The sequence below is a fragment of the Frondihabitans sucicola genome (assembly GCF_030296615.1).
Lineage (GTDB): Bacteria > Actinomycetota > Actinomycetes > Actinomycetales > Microbacteriaceae > Frondihabitans > Frondihabitans sucicola.
In genome coordinates, this window is record NZ_AP027732.1 from 604,453 (window position 1) to 622,288 (window position 17,836).

Here is a 17,836-nt window from a genome sequence, read left to right on the forward strand (position 1 = left end):
CGAGCATGTGCCGACTCGACCCCGTCGGGCAGACTGTCCTCATGACGTCACTGCCGACCAAGACCTTCGGACGAACCGGATTCGAGGTGTCGCCGCTCTGCATCGGGACCTCCGCGTGGGGCCGCACCCGCGCCGACGAGACGGAAGAGCGGGGTGACGCGCGCATCGCCGAGATCGCCTCGTCGTGGGCGTCCGGTTCGATCGGGCTGAACTTCCTCGACACGTCCAACGAGTACGGCGACGCGCGCAGCGAGCTGCTGATCGGGCGAGGACTCGCCAGTGCGAGTGCGGTCGCGGCAGGCGACATCGCCGACGGGCTCGTGCTCCAGACCAAACTCGACCGCGACGTCGCGACCGGCGACTTCAGCGCCGACCGCATGTGGCGCTCCTCGAGGAGTCGCTGTCGCGCCTGGGAGTCGACCGCCTGCAGATCCTGCACCTGCACGACCCCGACAGCATCGGGTTCGACGCGGCCATGGCGGACGGAGGGCCGGTGTCCGCGCTCGTGGCCATGAAGGAGCAGGGGCTCACTGCGGCGATCGGCATCTCGGGCGGGCCCGTCGGCATGCTGCAGCAGTTCGTCGAGACGGACCTCTTCGACGCCTTGATCACGCACAACCGGTTCACGATCCTCGACCGATCGGCCTCCGACCTCTTCGACGCCGCCACCGCGCGCGACGTCGGCATCACCAACGCTGCACCGTACGGGGCCGGGATCCTCACCGGCGATCCGCGCTTCGCCGGCAGCTACGGCTACCGGCCGATCACACGCCAGGCCGCGGAGGCGTTCGAGGCCGTGCGACTGCTCTGCGACGAGTACGGCGTGCCGCTGGCCGCCGCCGCCCTGCAGTTCAGCCTGCGGGAACCGCGAATCCACTCGACGGTCGTCGGCGTCTCGAGCCTTCCGCGCCTCGAGGCCGCCATCGACGACGCGCAGCTCGTGATCCCCGACGACCTGTGGGCCGCCATCGAAGACGTCGTGCCGGCGGGCATTGCGCTCGACGCCTAACTGCGGCGGCGCCTCAGTGGGAGTGGCTGGCGAACAGTGATCTCTCGGTCGGACTGGGCCCAGCGTCGACTTCGATGCTCCTCTGGACGGCACTCCCCATTGCGGGCGGCTGGTGGCGGCAGCTGAGAAAAGAAGTCACGGAGGACCGCGGCTCGAGGGCACCAGCGGCACGCCGCAACACGCCCGTAACAGGGATGATGTTGACTCGGTGAACATATGGACCTGATCGGCGTGGACGAGATCCGGGTGGCCCGAACCCGCGACGACATCGTGCTGGGCGAAGGCGTCCGTGCCCTCGGGGGCGGCACCTGGCTGTTCTCCGAGCCGCAGCCCGGCGTGACGGGGCTCGTCGACCTCACGGGGCTCGGCTGGCCGGCTGTCGTGCGCACCGACGACGCCCTGGTCGTCGCCGCGACCTGCACCATCCGCGACCTCACGCGCGTCCCCGCCGAACCCGACTGGCCGGCGCACCGGCTGTTCCGGCTCTGCGCCGACTCGCTGCTGGCCAGCTTCAAGATCTGGAACGTCGCGACCGTCGGCGGCAACATCGCCACAGCCCTCCCCGCCGGCGCGATGACCTCGCTGATGTCGGCGCTCGACGCGACAGCGGTGATCTGGGGGCCGGAACACACGGAGCGCAGGATCCCCGTGGCCGAGTTCGTTCGCGGCGTCCGCTCCACGGATCTGCGAGCGGGCGAGATCCTGCGCGCGATCGAGGTCCCGTCGGCCGCGCTTCGGTCCCGGGTCGCGTTCCGTCGGATCGCCCTGTCGAACCTGGGCCGCTCCGGCAGCCTGGTGATCGGCCGTGCCGCAGGGGACGGCTCCTTCGTCGTCACGATCACGGCGGCGACGCCGCGACCGATTCAGCTGCGCTTCACCGCGGCTCCCACGGCGGGCGAACTCGAACATGCCCTGGATGGCATAGATCCCTGGTACGACGACCCGCACGGAGCACCGGACTGGCGCGAGGCCGTCACTCGGCTGTTCGCCGAGGAGATCCGCGAGGAGCTGGCGTGAAGTTCGAGGTGAACGGCGAAGAGCTCGAGACGGAGGTCCTGCCCGGGCAGGTGCTCCGCACGGTGCTGAGGCAGAACGGGCACTACGAGGTCAAGAAGGGCTGCGACGCGGGCGACTGCGGGGCGTGCTCGGTTCTGGTCGATGCTGAGCCGGTCCACTCGTGCATCTACCCCGCCCATCGCCTGTCGGGCAAGCACGTAACCACCGTGGCAGGTCTCGGGACGCCCGAAGACCCCCACCCGCTGCAGCAGAGGTTCGTCGACGCGGCGGGCCTGCAGTGCGGCTTCTGCACGGCCGGCATGGTGGTCACGGCATCGACGTTCGGCGACGAGGAACTCGCCGACCTGCCGCGCGCACTCAAGGGGAACCTCTGCCGCTGCACCGGCTACCGAGCCATCCGCGACGCGATCCACGGCGTCGACAACACCGCGACTCCCGCGGCCGGCGAGGCGGCGGGCCGCTCGGTCAAGGCACCCGCCGGCCTGCGAGTCGTGACGGGCCGGGAGGAGTACACGCTCGACTTCACGACACCGACGAAGCTGCTCCACCTCGCCGTGCTCAAGAGCCCCCATGCCCACGCGCGGATACGTTCGATCGACACCGCGGCGGCCGAGGCCCTCGAGGGCGTGGAGTGCGTCTTCACCCACCGCGACTCCCCCGCGACCCTGTTCTCCACAGGCCGCCACGAGAACCGCGAGGACGACCCCGACGACACCCTGGTGCTCGACCCGGTCCTGCGCTTCCGGGGCCAGCGCGTCGCGGCCGTCGTCGCGGACAGCGTGCGGATCGCCGAACGCGCCCTCGCCCTGATCACGGTCGAGTACGAGATCCTGCCGGCCGTCTTCGATCCTGCGCTCGCTCGGAGCACGCAGGACGGCGTTCCGCGTCTCCACGGGGAGAAGGGCGCGGAGTCGCGCATCTCCGAACCGGGCCGGAACGTCGTGGCCCAGATGCACGGCGAGATGGGTGACGTCGAGGCCGCGCTGGCCGCCTCGGACGCCACGGTCGAGGGCGTGTGGCAGACGCAGCGCATCTCGCACGCCGCCCTCGAGACGCATGCCACCCGCGGCTGGATCGACGCCGACGGTCGGCTCGTGCTCCGGACCAGCACGCAGGTGCCGTTCCTGGTGCGCGACGAGATCTGCCACATCTTCGGGCTCCTCAGGACACCGTGCGCGTCTTCGCGGCGCGGGTCGGCGGCGGATTCGGTGGCAAACAGGAGCTCCTGACGGAAGACCTCGTCACGATGGCCGTGCTGCGCACCGGACGGAGCGTTCAGTACGAGTACACGCGCGAGGACGAGTTCGTGATCGCCCCGCTCCGGCACCCGATGCGGGTCGGCGTGAAACTCGGCGCGACGTCCGACGGCGTGCTGACGGCCCTCGCCGTCGACGAACTGATGGACACCGGCGCCTACGGCAACCACGGCGTCGGTGTCATGTTCCACAGCGTGCACGAGTCGATCTCGGTCTACCGCGTGCCGAACAAGCGCGTCGACGCGGAGTCGGTCTACACGAACAACCCGCCGTCCGGAGCGTTCCGCGGATACGGCCTGGGGCAGGTGATCTTCGCCGTCGAATCGGCCCTCGACGAGTTGGCCCGCAAGCTCGGCATCGACGCGTTCGAGCTCCGGCGGCGCAACGTCGTCGTGCCCGGCGACCTGATGACCGTCGTCGATCCGCACGAGGAGAGCGATCTGCTCTTCGGCAGCTACGGTCTCGACCAGTGCCTCGACCTCGTCCAGGCGGCGCTCGAGGGCCGCCGCCGGCCGACTCCGGGTCGCTGACCGGGTCCACCGACATCCCGAGCGGCACCTCCTGGTCGTTCGGCAGCGGCATGGCCCTGGCGATGATCGCCACGATGCCCCCGCGGGGGCACTTCGCCGACACGACGGTGTCGCTCGGCGGCGACGGCCGGTACACGATCGGCGTCGGCACCGCCGAGTTCGGCAACGGGACCACCACGGTGCACGCGCAGCTCACCGCCAGCGTCCTCGGCACGACCACGGACCGCGTCGTGATCCGGCAGTCCGACACCGACGTCGCCCGCTACGACACCGGCGCCTTCGGCTCTGCCGGGGTCGTCGTAGCGGGAAAGGCCCTTTCGCCGCGGCGACGAAGCTCAAGGCCGCGATGCTGGCCCGGGCGAGCGCGATCGTGACCGGGGTGGGAGATGCGGCGCAGGATCCTGCGACTCCATCGTCGACCTCGATCGCCGTCGGCACCCTGGTGCCCGACGGTGTCGTCGTCCCCGACGGCCGCTGGGGTGCCGGCCGGCTCGTGACCGCCCGCGAGCTGCTGGAGCACGGGCCGCTCGAGGCGGACGGCAGCCACGACGGCACACCGCGGTCGGTCGCGTTCAACGTGCACGCGTTCCGGGTGGCGGTCGACCGCGCGACCGGAGAGGTGCGGATCCTGCGCTCGATCCAGGCCGCCGATGCCGGCACGGTGCTGAACCCGGAGCAGCTCCGAGGCCAGATCGAGGGCGGGACGGCGCAGGCGATCGGCACGGCGCTGTTCGAAGAGGTGATGATGGACGGGGCAGGCGGCGTGGTGACGTCGGCGTTCCGCAACTACCGGCTGCCCAAGTTCGCCGACCTGCCCGTCACCGAGGTGCACTTCGCGTCGACCCACGACGACCTCGGGCCGCTCGGCGCCAAGAGCATGAGCGAGGCTCCGTACAACCCCGTGGCGCCGGCGCTGGCCAACGCGATCCGCGACGCGCTCGGCGTGCGACCGCACGACCTGCCGATGTCGCGCGACCGGCTGTGGCGGCTCGCCGAGGGCTCGCGGTAGATCGTCGCTTCGCCGGGATCCTGAACGCCCGGGCAGACTGGAACCATGCGCACCTTCGAAGAACTCGTCGAGGAGGCCGCGACCGTCTCGGTCGACGGCTGGGACTTCTCCTGGCTGGACGGCCGGGCGACCGAGGAGCGACCGAGCTGGAAGTACTCCGAGGCCCTCGGCTACCGCATGGCGGGCGCCTCAGCGTCGCTCGACATCCAGACGGGCGGCGGCGAGGTCGTGGCAGGCGTGCCGACGATCCCGCGGCTGGCGGTCGCCACCGAGTCGTGGCCGCCGAACGTCGCGAAGGCGTCCGCGCTGCTCCACCCCCGAGGCGTCGTGGTCGTCGCCGACCCCGACGAGCCGCCGCTGCCGTTCGCCGACGCGGCCTTCGACCTCGTCACGAGCCGGCACCCCGTCACGGTCTGGTGGTCGGAGATCGCACGGGTGCTGGCCCCGGGCGGAACCTACTTCGCTCAGCACGTCGGACCCCACTCGGTGTTCGAGGTGGTGGAGTACTTCCTCGGGCCTCAGCCCGAAGCGGTCCGGCGCGGGCGGCACCCCGACGACGACGTCGAGCGGGCGACGGCGGCCGGCCTCGTGATCGACGATCTCCGGCTGGAGGAGACGCGCATCGAGTTCTTCGACATCGGTGCAGTCGTGTACTTCCTGCGCAAGGTCATCTGGATGGTTCCCGGCTTCACGGTCGCCGAATACCTGCCTCGCCTGCGAGACCTGCACGAGCAGATCCTGCGCGATGGCTCGTTCGTGGCGTACTCGACGCGCTTCCTGATCGTCGCGCGGAAGCCCGCCTAGGGTGTGTCTCCCACGTGGCCCGAGGTCGTGTCTGGTCTGGTCTCGTGAGCTGCACCGCGGGTGATGCAGGAGGCCGCCCGCGGCCTTCAAGGAATCCGCCGCCGCAGCTCGCGCGATCCAGGGCACACACGGCCCGCGGCGAAGTGAGAGACGCGCCCTACTGCCTGACTCGACTCGACGACGACACGACCCGGTGGATGGGCCCGCTCGTGGCGGCGAGCGCGGCCGCCGTCGCACCTGTCCTGGCGGCGATCACCTCGGCCAGGATCGAGATCGCGGTCTCTTCGGGCGTGGACGCACCGAGGTCGAGCCCGATCGGCGAGCGCAGCCGGGCCAGCGATTCGGGTGCGACGCCGCGTTCGCGGAGGGACGCCATCCTGCGCGCGTGGGTGCGACGCGACCCCATCGCGCCGACGTAGGACGCCGGCGAGGCGAGGGCCAGCTCGAGGGCGAGAGCGTCGAAACGGGCGTCGTGCGAGAGGACGCAGACGACGCTGCGCTCGTCGAGGTCGAGGGTGGGCAGGATCCGCTGCGGCCAGCCGACGAGGACGCTCGCGCCGGGGAAGCGCTCGGGAGTGGTGAACAGAGCCCGCGGGTCGGTGACCGTGACCCGGTAACCGAGCACCTGCGCTGCCGCGGAGAGCGCTGTCGAGAACTCCATGGCGCCCACGACGACGAAGTGCGGTCGGGTCGCGCGGACCTCGAAGAACACGTCGACGAGCGTCCCGTCGCAGTCGATCGTGGTGAGCCCCGATTCACCGAGCGTGGTCCGGGCGAGCCGTTCGCTCTCGATCCTGCCCCGCCACTCCGCTCGGATCGGGCCCAGGGCGATCGCCGCACCCGCGGCTTGGCCGGCAGCGGCGGCGCGCAGCTGCGGCACTATGGCGTGGGAGGCGTCGACGCGTTCGACTCGGAGACGCAGCTGCCCGCCGCAGGTGAGCCCGACCGAGAACGCGGTCTCGTCGTCGACGCCGTACTCGACCGTCCGGGCCACGCCGTCGGCGAGCACCTCCTCGGCGACCCCGACGACCGCCGCCTCGACGCAGCCGCCGGCGATCGAGCCGATCACGACCGAGCCGTCGTACGCCATGGAGGTGCCGACGGTCCGCGGGGCGCTGCCCTCGATCGACACCGCGGTCGCCACGGCCAGCACGGCGCCGCCGTCGAGGGCCTGCAGCAGGCGGTCCGCGATCTCGAACATGTGCACAGCGTGCCACGCGTCGGTTTCACCGGTGTTACGGGCGGGATTCGGCGCGTCACATGGACGACACACGGCAGTGCCACGATGGCAGGATGCTCGCAGTCACCGGCGCCACCGTCCTGCTCGTCGACGAGTCCACCGAGGTCGACGGGGGCAGCGTGCTGATCGACGACGGGCGGGTGGTGGCGTCCGCGGGCGGCCCGGCGCGCGGCGGTAGCGCCGCGGGCGGCGCGGCGGCGGACCGCACATCGGCGGGCGGCGCGGCGGACCGCACATCCGCGGACCGCACCTCGGCCGCCGGCGCCGAGACGCTCGACGCCACCGGCGCCATCGTCACCCCGGGGCTCGTCAACGCGCACCACCACCTCCTGCAGAGCGTCTTCCGCACGCTTCCGGGCACCCGAGGCGTGCCCATGGCCGAGTGGCTGCCCACGATGGCCGCCGCGTACTCGGCAGCGGGGATCGACGCCTCCCTGCTCGCCGCCTCGGCGGGCGTCGGCATCGCCGAGGGCCTGCTGAGCGGTGTCACCACCGTCGCCGACCATCAGCTGAACTGGCCGGCCGACGCGTCGATCGACGACCGCACGGCCATCGCGCAAGCCACCGCCGCTGCCGCCGCTCGGCTCGGCGGACGCCTCGTGTTCGTCCGCGGTTCCGCTCGCGATGCTCCGGACGACGCGGCGGAGTCGGCTGAAGCGATCGTGCGCGCGCTCGTGCCCGGCACCCCCGGAGGCGTGAGCGCCGACGGCCTCCTGCAGGTCGCGGTCGGGCCGGCGGGCGTGCACAGCGACAGTCGCGAGACGTTCGAGCTGCTCGCCGAGGTCGCGGCGCGGCACGGGTTGCGCCGGCGCACCCAGGCGAACGAGCAGGTCGACACCGCGATCGCGTTGGAGCGCTACGGACGGCGGCCCCTCGATCTGCTCGAGGAGTGGGGTTGGCTCGCCGCCGACGTCACGATCGCGCACCTGTGCGACGTGACTCCCTCCGAAGTCGCCCGGCTGGCCTCCGCCGGGGTGACGGCCACCCACGCTCCCGGGTGCGACCTGCCGATGGGCTGGGGCATCTCGCCGATCGCCGCCCTCCGCGCCGCGGGCGTGACCGTCGGCCTCGGGACCTCGGGCGGCGGCTCGAACGACGCCGGGCACCTTCTCGCCGACGCGCGCCTCGCCATGCAGGTGGCACCCCTGGTCGGGCCCCCGGTGTCCGCGCGCGAGATCCTGGGCATGGCGACGGCGGGCGGGGCCGCGGGGCTCGGGCGCCCGGAGCTCGGGCACCTCCGGCCGGGCGCGGCGGGCGACCTCTGCGTCTGGGACGTCTCGGGCGTGGCCGACGCCGGGGTGGCCGACCGCGTCGCCGGACTGCTCTGGGCGAACCCGGGGCGGCGCCCTCGGCACGTCGTGGTGGCGGGGCGGGTCGTCGTGCGCGACTACGAGCTGGTGAACGCCGACGAGGCTTCTCTCGCGGCGGCTGCCACGGCCCGGGTGCCGCGCTAGAGCTCGAGCACCAATCGCGGACAGGCCGAGCGCGACACGCACACGTACATGACGTCGTTGGCGGACTGCTCGTCGGGGGTCAGGATCGAATCCCGGTGGTCGACCTCTCCTTCGAGCACGACGGTCTCGCAGGTGCCGCAGGTTCCTTCGCGGCAGCTCGAGAGCACGAGCGCCCCGGCCTCTTCGGCGACGTCGAGGATGCTCCGGTCCGGCGGCACCGTGACGGTGACCCCGGTCATGGCGAGCTCGACCTCGAAGGGGGCCGCGAGCACGGGCGCGCCGACGGCCTTGGGCTCGAACCGCTCGACGACCAGCTGGCGTCCTGCGGCCGCCTTCTCGATCGCCTCGATGAGGCGAGCCGGCCCGCAGCAGAACGTCGTGGTGAACGGCTTCATCGAGGCGAAGAGCCCCTCGAGGTCGAGCCGCTCGCCCTCGTCGCCGGCGTAGACCGACAGGCTCGGCCCGTGGAGCGAAGCCAGCTCGTCGAGCAGAGCCATCGTCTGCCGCGAGCGCCCGGCGTAGTGGACCTCGTAGTCGACGCCGGCCCGGGCTGCGGCCGCGGCCATCGACGAGATCGGGGTCACTCCGATCCCGCCGGCGACGAGGACGTACGAGGTGCCGTGAGCGGGTTCGAACTCGAAGTGGTTGCGCGGGCCGGCGACGGTCAGGGTGTCACCGACAGCGAGCTCGTCGTGGAGCCAGACCGATCCGCCTCGGCCCTCGGCCTCGCGCAGGACGCCGATGCGCCAGGTGCTGCTCGACCCCGGCGACGGCGCTCCGGAGAGCGAGTACTGCCGCACCTCGGCATCGGGCAGGATCACGTCGATGTGGGATCCCGCGGTCCAGCCGGGAAGCGGACGGTCGCCGAGCGGCACCAGTTCGAACAGCTCGACGCCGTCGGCGCCCGCGTGCGCGACACCACGCGCACGTCGAACTGGGTCTCGTGCAGCCCCTGCGCGTCGCCGGGGGCGTTCACAGCGTCTCCGGCTTCTCTTTGACGACGAACACGCGGTAGCCGGCGTCGCCCGCGGCCCACCAGCGGTGCGGTGTCCCGCCGACGAAGTAGACCGAGTCGCCGACGCTCAGGACGCGGGGCTCGCCGTCACCGAAGTCGACGACCGCCGAACCCTCCATCACGTGCAGGAACTCGTCCTCGGCGTGGGAGAAGAAGTCGCCGGGGTCGGCGCTGGTGCCGACCAGGATCATCGGGTGGAACGGCCGGTCCCCGTGCACGAGCAGGCGCCCCTCGGCCTGGCCGTACGGTCCGCGGGACCCGTCGGAGGCCCGGATCACCTCGATGCCCGGGCGCGACGCGTCGGGCCCGGAGACGTCGACGGGTGCGAGGAGTTCGACCTGGGACGACCCGAGTGCCCGGGCGATGCGCTCGAGCGACACCATGCTGGGGCGTGCCAGACCGCGCTCCAACTGGGAGAGGAACGGGTGAGAGAGCTGGGCCGCGGCGGCGAGCTGGACGAGGGTGAGGTCGCGAGCGCGCCGGAGCTCTCGGATGCGGCGACCGACCGACAGCGCCTGCTGGTCGATCGCGGTGTCGAGCGATGTGACGGGATCCTCCTGGATCGATAGGGACTGTGATTGTGTACCACGGCAGTCGTCGGGCGGTGCCCGCAATTAACACGTCGAAACGACCGCGTTACGTGGTGGAAACGCGGCGTCCGTAGATTCAATCATGTTGAGCCCATCAACATTCGAGTGCGGAGGGCCCCCGAGGTTCCCGCATCCCGATCGAGAGATCCCCTTCGTGACCACCCTTCCCCAGAGCCTCGTCCTGTTGTCCGGCGCGACGCTTCCCGACGGCTCGACCGTCGACGTGACCCTCGATGGTGACACCGTCGCGGCGGTCGTTCCTGCGGGGTCCGCAGCCGTCCCGGCCGAACCCGAGCAGACGCTCGACCTCACCGGACACCTGCTGCTGACCGCGCCCGCGGAGCCGCACGGCCACCTGGACAAGGCGCTGTCCTGGGAGGCGATCCGGCCGCCGATGGGCGACCTCGGACTCGCGATCGCGTCGTGGCGGGAGTACGCGCGGACCATGACCGTGGAGGACATCGCGACTCGCGCTCGCACGCAGGCGCTGCGGATGCTCGGTCAGGGCACGACCTCGATCCGCACCCACGTCGACATCCTGCTCGGAGACGAGCCGCTCCGCGGGGCGACGGCTCTCGTTCAGGTGCGCGAGGAACTCCGCGGGCTCCTCGACCTCGAACTCGTCGCCCTCGCCGGGCCGGACGTTCCCGACGCCGACATCGAGGCCGCCATCGACCTCGGCGTCGACCTGGTCGGCGGGTCGCCGCACCTGGCTCCGAACCCGAGCGCCGACCTGCAGCGCCTGCTCGCCATCGCCGTTCGACGCGGCATCGGCGTCGATCTGCACACCGACGAGAGCCTGGCCGGCGCCGTCACCCTCGGCGAGTTCGCGGAGACCGTCACCGGCTGGACCGTCCCGGTCAGCGCGGGCCACTGCGTGCGGCTCGGGTCGGTCGACGAAGCCACGCGCGACGAACTCGTGACCGCCGTCACGCGCGCCGACATCGGGGTGATCGCGAACCCGATCACGAACCTCTACCTGCAGGGCTGGCAGGATCCCGTCTCGACACCGCGTGGACTCACCGCGGTCCGGGCCCTGCTCGATGCCGGCGCGCGCTTCGCCGCCGGCGCCGACAACGTCCGCGATCCGTTCAACCCGCTCGGCCGCAGCGACGCCCTCGAGACGGCGATGCTCCTGGTCACCGCCGGCCACCTCACGATCGACGAGGCGTACACGGCCGTGAGCAGCGGTGCACGCGACGTCATGGCGCTCCCGGTGGCGGGGGCGACGGTCGGGGCGAAAGCCGAGTTCCTCGCGATCCGGGGCTCCTCGCTCGCGGACGTCACCGCCAACGCGCCCGCCGACCGCTTCGTGATCCACCGCGGCCGACTCGTCGCCGCGAGCCGCGTCTCCTCCGAGATCGCCGAACCCGCCCTCCTGCCCACCCTGACGGAAACCAGGTGACGTCCTCCATGACGACAACAGCCCCCGCAAACCCCACGTCCACGAGTCCCGCTCGCAGCGACACACTCCTCGACTTCTCCGACGTCGAGATGAAGTTCCCGAACGGCACCGTCGCCCTCCACGGCGTCGACCTCACGGTGAACCGCGGCGAGTTCGTCACGGTCGTCGGCCCCTCGGGCTGCGGCAAATCCACCCTGCTCAGGATCGCGTCCGGTCTCGAACGCGCCTCGCAGGGCACCGCCGCCGTCAAGACGGACCGCATCGGCTACGTCTTCCAGGACGCCACCCTCCTCCCGTGGCGCACCGTCGAGGCGAACGTCGAGCTGCTCGCGGAGCTGAACGGCCGGTCCGCCTCGGAGCGCACGGTCAAGGCCCAGGAGGCCATCGACCTGGTCGGCCTGTCCGGCTTCGAGAAGAACCTGCCCAAAGAGCTCTCCGGGGGCATGAAGATGCGCGCCTCGCTGGCACGCTCGCTGACCCTGGATCCCGAGCTGTTCCTCTTCGACGAGCCGTTCGGCGCCCTCGACGAGATCACTCGGGAGCGACTCAACGACGAGCTCCTGCGACTGTTCGTCGAGAAGCAGTTCGCCGGGCTCTTCATCACGCACTCGGTGTCGGAGGCGGTCTACCTCTCCACCCGCGTCATCGTCATGTCGGGCCGCCCCGGCACCATCGTCGACACCTTCGACGTGCCGTTCCCCATGCCGCGCAGCCCCGAGATCCGCTTCGAGGCGGAGTTCGGGAAGCTGGTCGGCGAAGTCTCCCACGCACTCCGAGAGGGGCACCACTGATGGCCATCGACACACGCGTCGACTCGACGCAGCGGACCACGCGCCGCCGCTCCGGCAGCAGCCGCGGGATGAACGTCGGCCTGCCGATCGTCGTCTTCTTCCTCCTCCTCGGCCTCTTCTACCTCGCCGCGCTCTACTACGACAAGGCCAAGCAGCTGCCCTTCCTGGTGCCGTACCCGCACCTGATCCTGAAAGCCGTCTTCACCGAGCCGGCGTTCCAGACGCAGCTCGTGCAGGCCCTGGGCAGCACGCTCCTGGTCGCCGTCGTCGGCCTCGTGATCGCCGTGGTGATCGGCATGATCTGGGCCGTCATCATGGCGCAGGCCAAGTGGCTGGAGAGCGCGCTCTTCCCGTACGCGGTGGTCCTGCTCTGCATCCCGATCCTGGCGCTGGTCCCCCTCATCGGCTCGCTGTTCGGCTACGAGTTCAAGTCGCGCGTGATCGTCACCGTCCTGTTCTGCCTCTTCCCGATGATCGCCTCGACCCTGTTCGGCCTGCAGTCGATCGACAAGGGTCAGCGCGAGCTGTTCCAGCTCCAGGGCGCAGGCCGGTTCACGCTGCTGATGAAGCTCCGCTTCCCAGCGGCTCTGCCGTCCATCTTCGTCGGCCTCCGCAACGCCGCCGGCCTCGCGGTGATCGGCGCCGTCGTCGCCGACCAGTTCTTCCAGCGCGGCAACGGCGGCCTCGGAGTCCTGATCTCGATCGAGAACCAACGCCTGAACGGGCCCGAGATGTACGCGGCCATCTTCACCGCGTCGATCCTGGGCGTGCTCGTCTTCGTCCTCTTCAACGTCCTTCGCCGACTGGCGATCGGCAAGTGGTACGACCAAAACTGACTTTCCTGTCGCAACACAGCCCCTCCCCGCACCACAGCTCTGCATTCCTTCCCGCATCCCCAAGGAGAAACATGCACCTCAACACACGCGGCGCCATGGCCATCGGCCTGACCCTCGCCGCAGCCGCCGCCCTGACCGCCTGCTCCTCGAGCGGCTCAGGCGACACCACCACGGGCAGCAAGGCGACCACGGCATCGGCAGCGGTCGACCTGTCGGGCGTCTGCCCGGCCAACGTCGTCATCCAGACCGACTGGAACCCGGAGGCCGACCACGGCCACCTGTACCAGCTGCTCGGATCGAACTACACCGTCGACGCCTCGAAGAAGTCGGTTTCGGGCGACCTGATGTCGGGCGGCAAGTCGACCGGCGTCAAGGTCGAGATCCGCGCCGGGGGACCGGCCATCGGGTACGCCTCCGTCTCGTCGCAGATGTACCAGGACAAGTCGATCACGCTCGGCTACGTCACCACCGACGAAGCCGTGCAGAACTCGCAGAAGCTGCCCACCACGGCCGTCATGGCCGAGAACGACATCTCGCCGCAGATGATCATGTGGGACCCGAAGACCTACCCCAAGGTCAAGACGATCAAAGAGCTCGGAACCGCCCTCGAGAAGGACGGCGGAGTGGTTCGCTACTTCGGCGGCGCCGCCTACATGAACTACCTCATCGGCAACGACATCCTCCCGAAGTCCACCACTGACGGAAGCTACGACGGAACCCCGTCCAAGTTCGTCGTCGCCAAGGGCAAGGACGCGCAGCAGGGCTTCGCAACCGCCGAGCCCTACATCTACAAGAACGAGGTCCAGGCCTGGGGCAAGGACGTCAAATTCCAACTCGTCAACGACACCGGATACCCCATCTACCCCGAGGCCATGTCGGTCCGCACCGGTGACCTCACCAAGCTGAGCCCCTGCCTGAAGAAACTCGTCCCCGTCCTCCAGCAGGCCGACGTCGACTACATCACGTCACCCGCCACGACGAACAAGCTCATCACCGACCTGGTCACCCAGTACAACAACGGCTGGGTGTACGACGAGGGCGTGGCGAATTACGCCGTGAAGGAGATGAAGAAGCTGAAGATCGCGTCGAACGGCGACAACGCGTACGTCGGCGACATGGACTCGAGCCGGATCCAGAAGGTCATCGACGTCGACACCCCGATCTACAAGGCCTCCGGAACGGTCCTCAAACCCGACCTCAAGCCGAGCGACATCTTCACCAACGAGTTCATCGACAAGTCGATCGGATTCTGAGCCGCTCATGAGCGACTTCCCGGTGACGACGGCCCCCTCCGCTGACGCACGGCCCTCCGGCCTGCGACTCGAGGGCAAGCGCGTCGTCGTCACCGGGGGTGCTCGCGGAATCGGCGCCGAGATCGCCGGCCGCTTCTCCTCCGAGGGCGCGCACGTCGCCGTCCTCGATCTGCTCGCCGACCGGGGCACGGAACTCTGCGCCTCGATCGGCGGGTCCTACCACCAGGTCGACCTGCAGGATCCCGGCGACACGGCTACCGCGATGAGTGACGCTCTCGAGGCGCTCGGCGGGGTCGACATCCTCGTCAACTCCGCCGGGATCCTGCACTTCTCCTCCTCCTCGACCTGACCGTCGACGACTGGGACACGACCTTCGCCATCAACGCCCGCGCGATGCTCACGACGATGCAGGCCGCCGCGCGCACCATGATCGCGGCCGGCGGCGGGGGCAAGATCATCAACCTCGCGTCGATGGCGGCCAAGAAGGGCGGCGCGGGCGAGGGCGCCTACCCGGCTTCGAAGGCCGCCGTCGTCGCCCTCACGCGTGTGGCCGCCCTCGAGTGGGGCGAGCACGGGATCAACGTCAACTGCCTCTGCCCCGGCTACGTGCTCACGGAGATGGGCGCGGCCACCCGCACGGACGAGATGGTGGCTTCGTGGTCGGCGCTGTCACCGCTCGGGCGGTGCGCCTCCCCAGCGGACGTCGCCGGTGTGGCCCTCTTCCTGGCCACGCCCGACGCCGACTACCTCACGGGGCAGGCGATCAACGTCACCGGCGGCATGGTCATGTCGTAGCCGTGCCCACCGCGGCGTCCCTTCACCCATCCATCACGGCATCGACCACACCAGGCAGCGACCACGATCCAGAAAGCACGATCATGACCACTTCCACCACTGCGGCGTCACCGACACCCGCGGCGCTCTCGGCGCTCGTCGTCGAACTGCGCGAACTGCTCGGCGACCGCGGCGTCTCCGTCGAGCTTGCCGCGCGCGAAAAAGCCTCCGTCGACGGCTCCCGCCTCTCCCCCGTCATCAGTCAGCAGCTTCCCCTCGGCCTGGCCGACCTCGTCGCCTTCCCCACGTCCGCCGAAGAGATCGCGGCCGTCGTCGGCGCGGCTTCCCGCCACGGAGTCCCGATCACCCCGCGGGGAAAGGGCACCGGAAACTACGGCCAGGCCATCCCGATGGCGGGCGGACTCGTGCTCGACATGACGAAGGCCCGCGCGATCACCGAGGTCGGCGACGGTTACCTGACAGCCGAGGCCGGCGCCACGATGGTCGCCCTCGAGCAGGCATCGAACAAGCAGGATCAGCAGATCCTCCTGTATCCGTCCACCGCCCAGTCGTCCCTGGGCGGCTTCCTGTCGGGCGGCTCAGGCGGCACCGGCTCGATCAAGCACGGCTCCAATCACATGGGCTTCGTCCTCGCGCTCGACGTCGTGCACGCGTCCCCCGAGGCGACGCTGATCCACGTCGAAGGTGAGGAGGCTCAGGCCTACGTCCACAACTACGGCACCGCCGGGATCATCGCGCGCGCGACGATCCGGCTCGAGCCGCTCCAGGACTGGCGCGGCTTCTTCGCCAGCTTCGACACGTTCGAGCAGCTCCTTCCTCTCATCCGGGCCTTCGGCGAGCTCGATCCGCTGCCTCGCCTGGCGTCGGGCGACCTCGCGACACTGGCCGACGCGCTGCCCGACGATCCGGGGATTCCCGCCGGACGGGCGTCGTTGCGCGCGATCCTGGACGCCTCGACGGTCGAGGCGGCGACGTCCCTGGTCCTCGCCGCGGGTGGTCGGGTCGAAGACGTCCGCGAGGGTCCGCAGACGTCGATGAAGATCAGCATGATGTCGTACAACCACCCCATCGAGTGGCTGCAGAAGGCCTACCCCGACACGTACTTCCACGTCGAGGTGTCCGGCGACGCCCTGATCGACCGGATCGACGAGGTCCACGCCGTCTACCCCGGCGGAATGCTCCACATCGAGACCGCCCACGGGCGACCGATCGGCATGCTGGCGGGAACGTACACGTCGGCGTCGGCCGTCTACGACGGGTTCGCGCGGCTCACCGAGCTGGGCGTCGGCTTCCACAACCCGCACCAGTGGTACGTCGACTTCGAGCCGGCGCGCACGCGCGCGCTCGCCGCGACGACCGACCCGGACGGCCTGCTCAACCCCGGCAAGCTCGTCGACGCCCCTCTCACCACCGGAGCAAAGGTCTCATGAACCGCGATCTCGTCAACCTCTCCGGGCCGGCGCTGGCCTCGACGCTCACCTCCTCGTCGGTGCTCGTGCTGCCGACCGGAGCCATCGAGCACCACGGCCCGCACCTGCCGCTCTCCACCGACTGGCTGATGGCCGAGCTGATCGGTCGCGGCGTGGTCGAGGCCGCGGCCGACGCCGGACAGGACGTCTGGCTGCTGCCCTCCCTCGCCTACACCAAGTCGGACGAGCACCACTGGGCGCCCGGCACGATGTGGCTCAACGCCGACACCCTGCTGCAGACCGTCGTCGACATCGGCCGTTCGATCGCGAACACCCCCGCGCGAACGATCGTCTTCTACAACGGCCACGGCGGCAACATCGCCCTGCTGCAGGTCGCCCTGCGGGAGCTCCGGCGCCGGTTCGGGCTGCGGACCTTCCTCATGGGCTCGAACATGCAGGGCGGCGACGGCACGAACGGGCCGGACGAGCACGGGTTCGGGGTGCACGGGGGTCACAGCGAGACGTCGATGATCCTGCACCTTCGCCCCGACCTGGTCGACATGTCACAGGCGGCCCGGTGGATCCCCGACCACATGCTCGATCTGGAATACATCAGGTTCAACGGCGGACCGGTGCACTTCGGCTGGCTGTCGAACGACTTCGGGCCGGCGGGAGTGGTGGGCGACGCGTCGGAGGCCTCCGCCGAGTGGGGCGCGACCCTGTACGCGAGGGCCATCGCCGCCGGAGTCGCCTCCCTCGCCGAGATCGCGCGGTTCGAGCACCCGATCCTCGACCCCGGCACGCTGTCGTGAGCTCCGATTCGGCGGTCTTCCCAGCCGAGGCGTGGGACCTTCTCGTCGACTGGCTGCCCGCGAACGACGACCCCGACCGGCCGCAGATCACCCTGTCGACGGTGGACGCCGCCGGCGACCCCGATGCGCGGACGGTGCTCCTGACGTCGTTCGACGAGTCGGGGTTCCAGTTCAACACCGACGGTGCGTCCCGCAAGGCCGCTGACATCGCAGCTCACCCCGCGGTGGCCCTGACCGTGCTGTGGCCCGGGTTCACGCGCCAACTGGTCGTGCGCGGGACGGCTGCGCCGGCAGCGCCCTCCGCCGTGGCGGCGGCGTACCAGTCGCGGTCGCCCTATCTGAAACAGCTCGCCTGGCTGAACACCCACGAATTCGCCGGCCTCCCCGCGCGGCGCGCGTCGAGCAGTGGGCCGCCTTCGAGGAGGCCCACGCGGGCGTCTTCGAACAGCCCGCGTCGTGGGTCGGCTACCTGGTGACGCCCACGCGCCTCACCTTCTGGTCGTCGAACGGCGACACCGCGTCGCAGCGCACGGAGTTCGCCCTCGCCCCGGGCGGCGGGTGGTCGCGGCGGTTCCTGGCGGGGTAGGTGTGTGTCGACAGGTGAGCGCAGT

General features: G+C 70.5%; 17 protein-coding genes and 1 pseudogene. 15 read left to right on the top strand and 3 right to left on the bottom strand.

Going from position 1 to position 17,836, the window contains the following annotated elements; genetic code table 11:
* Positions 1–41: 41 nt before the first annotated feature.
* The 5 genes and pseudogenes from QUE79_RS03155 (at position 42) to QUE79_RS03180 (ending at position 5,625) form a co-directional block, all read left to right on the top strand.
* Positions 42–515: an aldo/keto reductase gene (locus tag QUE79_RS03155; protein ID WP_286345393.1), complete on the top strand. Its 474-nt coding sequence runs from the start codon at positions 42–44 to the stop codon at positions 513–515.
* The gene (locus QUE79_RS03160; protein ID WP_350271737.1) at positions 434–1,009 is read left to right on the top strand and encodes an aldo/keto reductase; all 576 of its coding nucleotides are present in this window, start codon (positions 434–436) and stop codon (positions 1,007–1,009) included. The genes QUE79_RS03155 and QUE79_RS03160 overlap by 82 nt, the downstream gene beginning before the upstream one ends.
* Positions 1,010–1,255: 246 nt before the next feature.
* Positions 1,256–2,026, top strand: coding sequence for an FAD binding domain-containing protein (locus QUE79_RS03165; protein WP_286345394.1), 771 nt, complete (start codon positions 1,256–1,258; stop codon positions 2,024–2,026).
* A pseudogene (locus tag QUE79_RS26090) lies at positions 2,023–4,821 on the top strand (molybdopterin-dependent oxidoreductase). The gene QUE79_RS03165 and the pseudogene QUE79_RS26090 overlap by 4 nt, the downstream one beginning before the upstream one ends.
* Before the next feature lie 45 nt (positions 4,822–4,866).
* Positions 4,867–5,625, top strand: coding sequence for a class I SAM-dependent methyltransferase (locus tag QUE79_RS03180; RefSeq protein WP_286345395.1), 759 nt, complete (start codon positions 4,867–4,869; stop codon positions 5,623–5,625).
* Between the two features lie 157 nt (positions 5,626–5,782).
* On the opposite strand, the gene QUE79_RS03185 is transcribed toward QUE79_RS03180, so the two are convergent.
* Positions 5,783–6,826: an XdhC family protein gene (locus QUE79_RS03185; RefSeq protein ID WP_286345396.1), complete on the bottom strand. Its 1,044-nt coding sequence runs from the start codon at positions 6,824–6,826 to the stop codon at positions 5,783–5,785.
* Positions 6,827–6,918: 92 nt separating this feature from the next.
* Between QUE79_RS03185 and QUE79_RS03190 the strand changes: the two genes are divergently transcribed.
* Positions 6,919–8,319: an amidohydrolase family protein gene (locus tag QUE79_RS03190; RefSeq protein WP_286345397.1), complete on the top strand. Its 1,401-nt coding sequence runs from the start codon at positions 6,919–6,921 to the stop codon at positions 8,317–8,319.
* Here the strand turns inward: QUE79_RS03190 and QUE79_RS03195 are convergent.
* Both QUE79_RS03195 and QUE79_RS03200 read right to left on the bottom strand, forming a co-directional pair.
* Positions 8,316–9,194 carry a PDR/VanB family oxidoreductase gene (locus tag QUE79_RS03195; protein ID WP_286345398.1) on the bottom strand — a complete coding sequence of 293 codons (879 nt, stop codon included), beginning with the start codon at positions 9,192–9,194 and terminating at the stop codon, positions 8,316–8,318. The genes QUE79_RS03190 and QUE79_RS03195 overlap by 4 nt on opposite strands.
* A 97-nt stretch (positions 9,195–9,291) precedes the next feature.
* Entirely contained in the window at positions 9,292–9,948 is a 657-nt protein-coding gene (locus tag QUE79_RS03200; protein WP_286345399.1) for a helix-turn-helix domain-containing protein, read from the bottom strand.
* A 130-nt stretch (positions 9,949–10,078) separates the two neighbouring features.
* Here QUE79_RS03200 and QUE79_RS03205 point away from each other — a divergent pair, with 130 nt between their 5' ends.
* From QUE79_RS03205 to QUE79_RS03245, 9 genes are all read left to right on the top strand, one after another.
* Positions 10,079–11,329, top strand: a complete 1,251-nt coding sequence (locus QUE79_RS03205) for an amidohydrolase family protein (RefSeq protein ID WP_286345400.1) — start codon at positions 10,079–10,081, stop codon at positions 11,327–11,329.
* A gap of 8 nt (positions 11,330–11,337) precedes the next feature.
* Positions 11,338–12,120: an ABC transporter ATP-binding protein gene (locus QUE79_RS03210; protein ID WP_286345401.1), complete on the top strand. Its 783-nt coding sequence runs from the start codon at positions 11,338–11,340 to the stop codon at positions 12,118–12,120.
* Positions 12,120–12,956, top strand: coding sequence for an ABC transporter permease (locus QUE79_RS03215; protein WP_286345402.1), 837 nt, complete (start codon positions 12,120–12,122; stop codon positions 12,954–12,956). Before QUE79_RS03210 ends, QUE79_RS03215 begins: the two co-directional genes overlap by 1 nt.
* A gap of 71 nt (positions 12,957–13,027) precedes the next feature.
* On the top strand, positions 13,028–14,209 hold the full coding sequence (locus tag QUE79_RS03220) for an ABC transporter substrate-binding protein (protein WP_286345403.1): 1,182 nt from the start codon (positions 13,028–13,030) through the stop codon (positions 14,207–14,209).
* Between the two features lie 7 nt (positions 14,210–14,216).
* Entirely contained in the window at positions 14,217–14,558 is a 342-nt protein-coding gene (locus QUE79_RS03225; RefSeq protein WP_286345404.1) for an SDR family NAD(P)-dependent oxidoreductase, read from the top strand.
* Positions 14,559–14,602: 44 nt separating this feature from the next.
* Positions 14,603–15,004, top strand: coding sequence for an SDR family NAD(P)-dependent oxidoreductase (locus QUE79_RS03230; protein WP_286345405.1), 402 nt, complete (start codon positions 14,603–14,605; stop codon positions 15,002–15,004).
* A gap of 83 nt (positions 15,005–15,087) precedes the next feature.
* Positions 15,088–16,434, top strand: coding sequence for an FAD-binding oxidoreductase (locus QUE79_RS03235; protein WP_286345406.1), 1,347 nt, complete (start codon positions 15,088–15,090; stop codon positions 16,432–16,434).
* Entirely contained in the window at positions 16,431–17,225 is a 795-nt protein-coding gene (locus QUE79_RS03240; RefSeq protein ID WP_286345407.1) for a creatininase family protein, read from the top strand. The genes QUE79_RS03235 and QUE79_RS03240 overlap by 4 nt, the downstream gene beginning before the upstream one ends.
* Positions 17,222–17,701 carry a pyridoxamine 5'-phosphate oxidase family protein gene (locus QUE79_RS03245; RefSeq protein ID WP_286345408.1) on the top strand — a complete coding sequence of 160 codons (480 nt, stop codon included), beginning with the start codon at positions 17,222–17,224 and terminating at the stop codon, positions 17,699–17,701. The genes QUE79_RS03240 and QUE79_RS03245 overlap by 4 nt, the downstream gene beginning before the upstream one ends.
* Positions 17,702–17,836 lie beyond the last annotated feature (135 nt).

Bases quoted from the DNA above. Each gene is read 5' to 3' on its own strand.
- QUE79_RS03220 (WP_286345403.1), top strand. From the start codon at position 13,028: ATGCACCTCAACACACGCGGCGCCATGGCCATCGGCCTGACCCTCGCC.
- QUE79_RS03235 (WP_286345406.1), top strand. From the start codon at position 15,088: ATGACCACTTCCACCACTGCGGCGTCACCGACACCCGCGGCGCTCTCG.
- QUE79_RS03185 (WP_286345396.1), bottom strand. From the start codon at position 6,826: ATGTTCGAGATCGCGGACCGCCTGCTGCAGGCCCTCGACGGCGGCGCC.
- QUE79_RS03225 (WP_286345404.1), top strand. From the start codon at position 14,217: ATGAGCGACTTCCCGGTGACGACGGCCCCCTCCGCTGACGCACGGCCC.
- QUE79_RS03240 (WP_286345407.1), top strand. From the start codon at position 16,431: ATGAACCGCGATCTCGTCAACCTCTCCGGGCCGGCGCTGGCCTCGACG.
- QUE79_RS03215 (WP_286345402.1), top strand. From the start codon at position 12,120: ATGGCCATCGACACACGCGTCGACTCGACGCAGCGGACCACGCGCCGC.
- QUE79_RS03180 (WP_286345395.1), top strand. From the start codon at position 4,867: ATGCGCACCTTCGAAGAACTCGTCGAGGAGGCCGCGACCGTCTCGGTC.
- QUE79_RS03230 (WP_286345405.1), top strand. From the start codon at position 14,603: ATGCTCACGACGATGCAGGCCGCCGCGCGCACCATGATCGCGGCCGGC.
- QUE79_RS03155 (WP_286345393.1), top strand. From the start codon at position 42: ATGACGTCACTGCCGACCAAGACCTTCGGACGAACCGGATTCGAGGTG.
- QUE79_RS03210 (WP_286345401.1), top strand. From the start codon at position 11,338: ATGACGACAACAGCCCCCGCAAACCCCACGTCCACGAGTCCCGCTCGC.
- QUE79_RS03190 (WP_286345397.1), top strand. From the start codon at position 6,919: ATGCTCGCAGTCACCGGCGCCACCGTCCTGCTCGTCGACGAGTCCACC.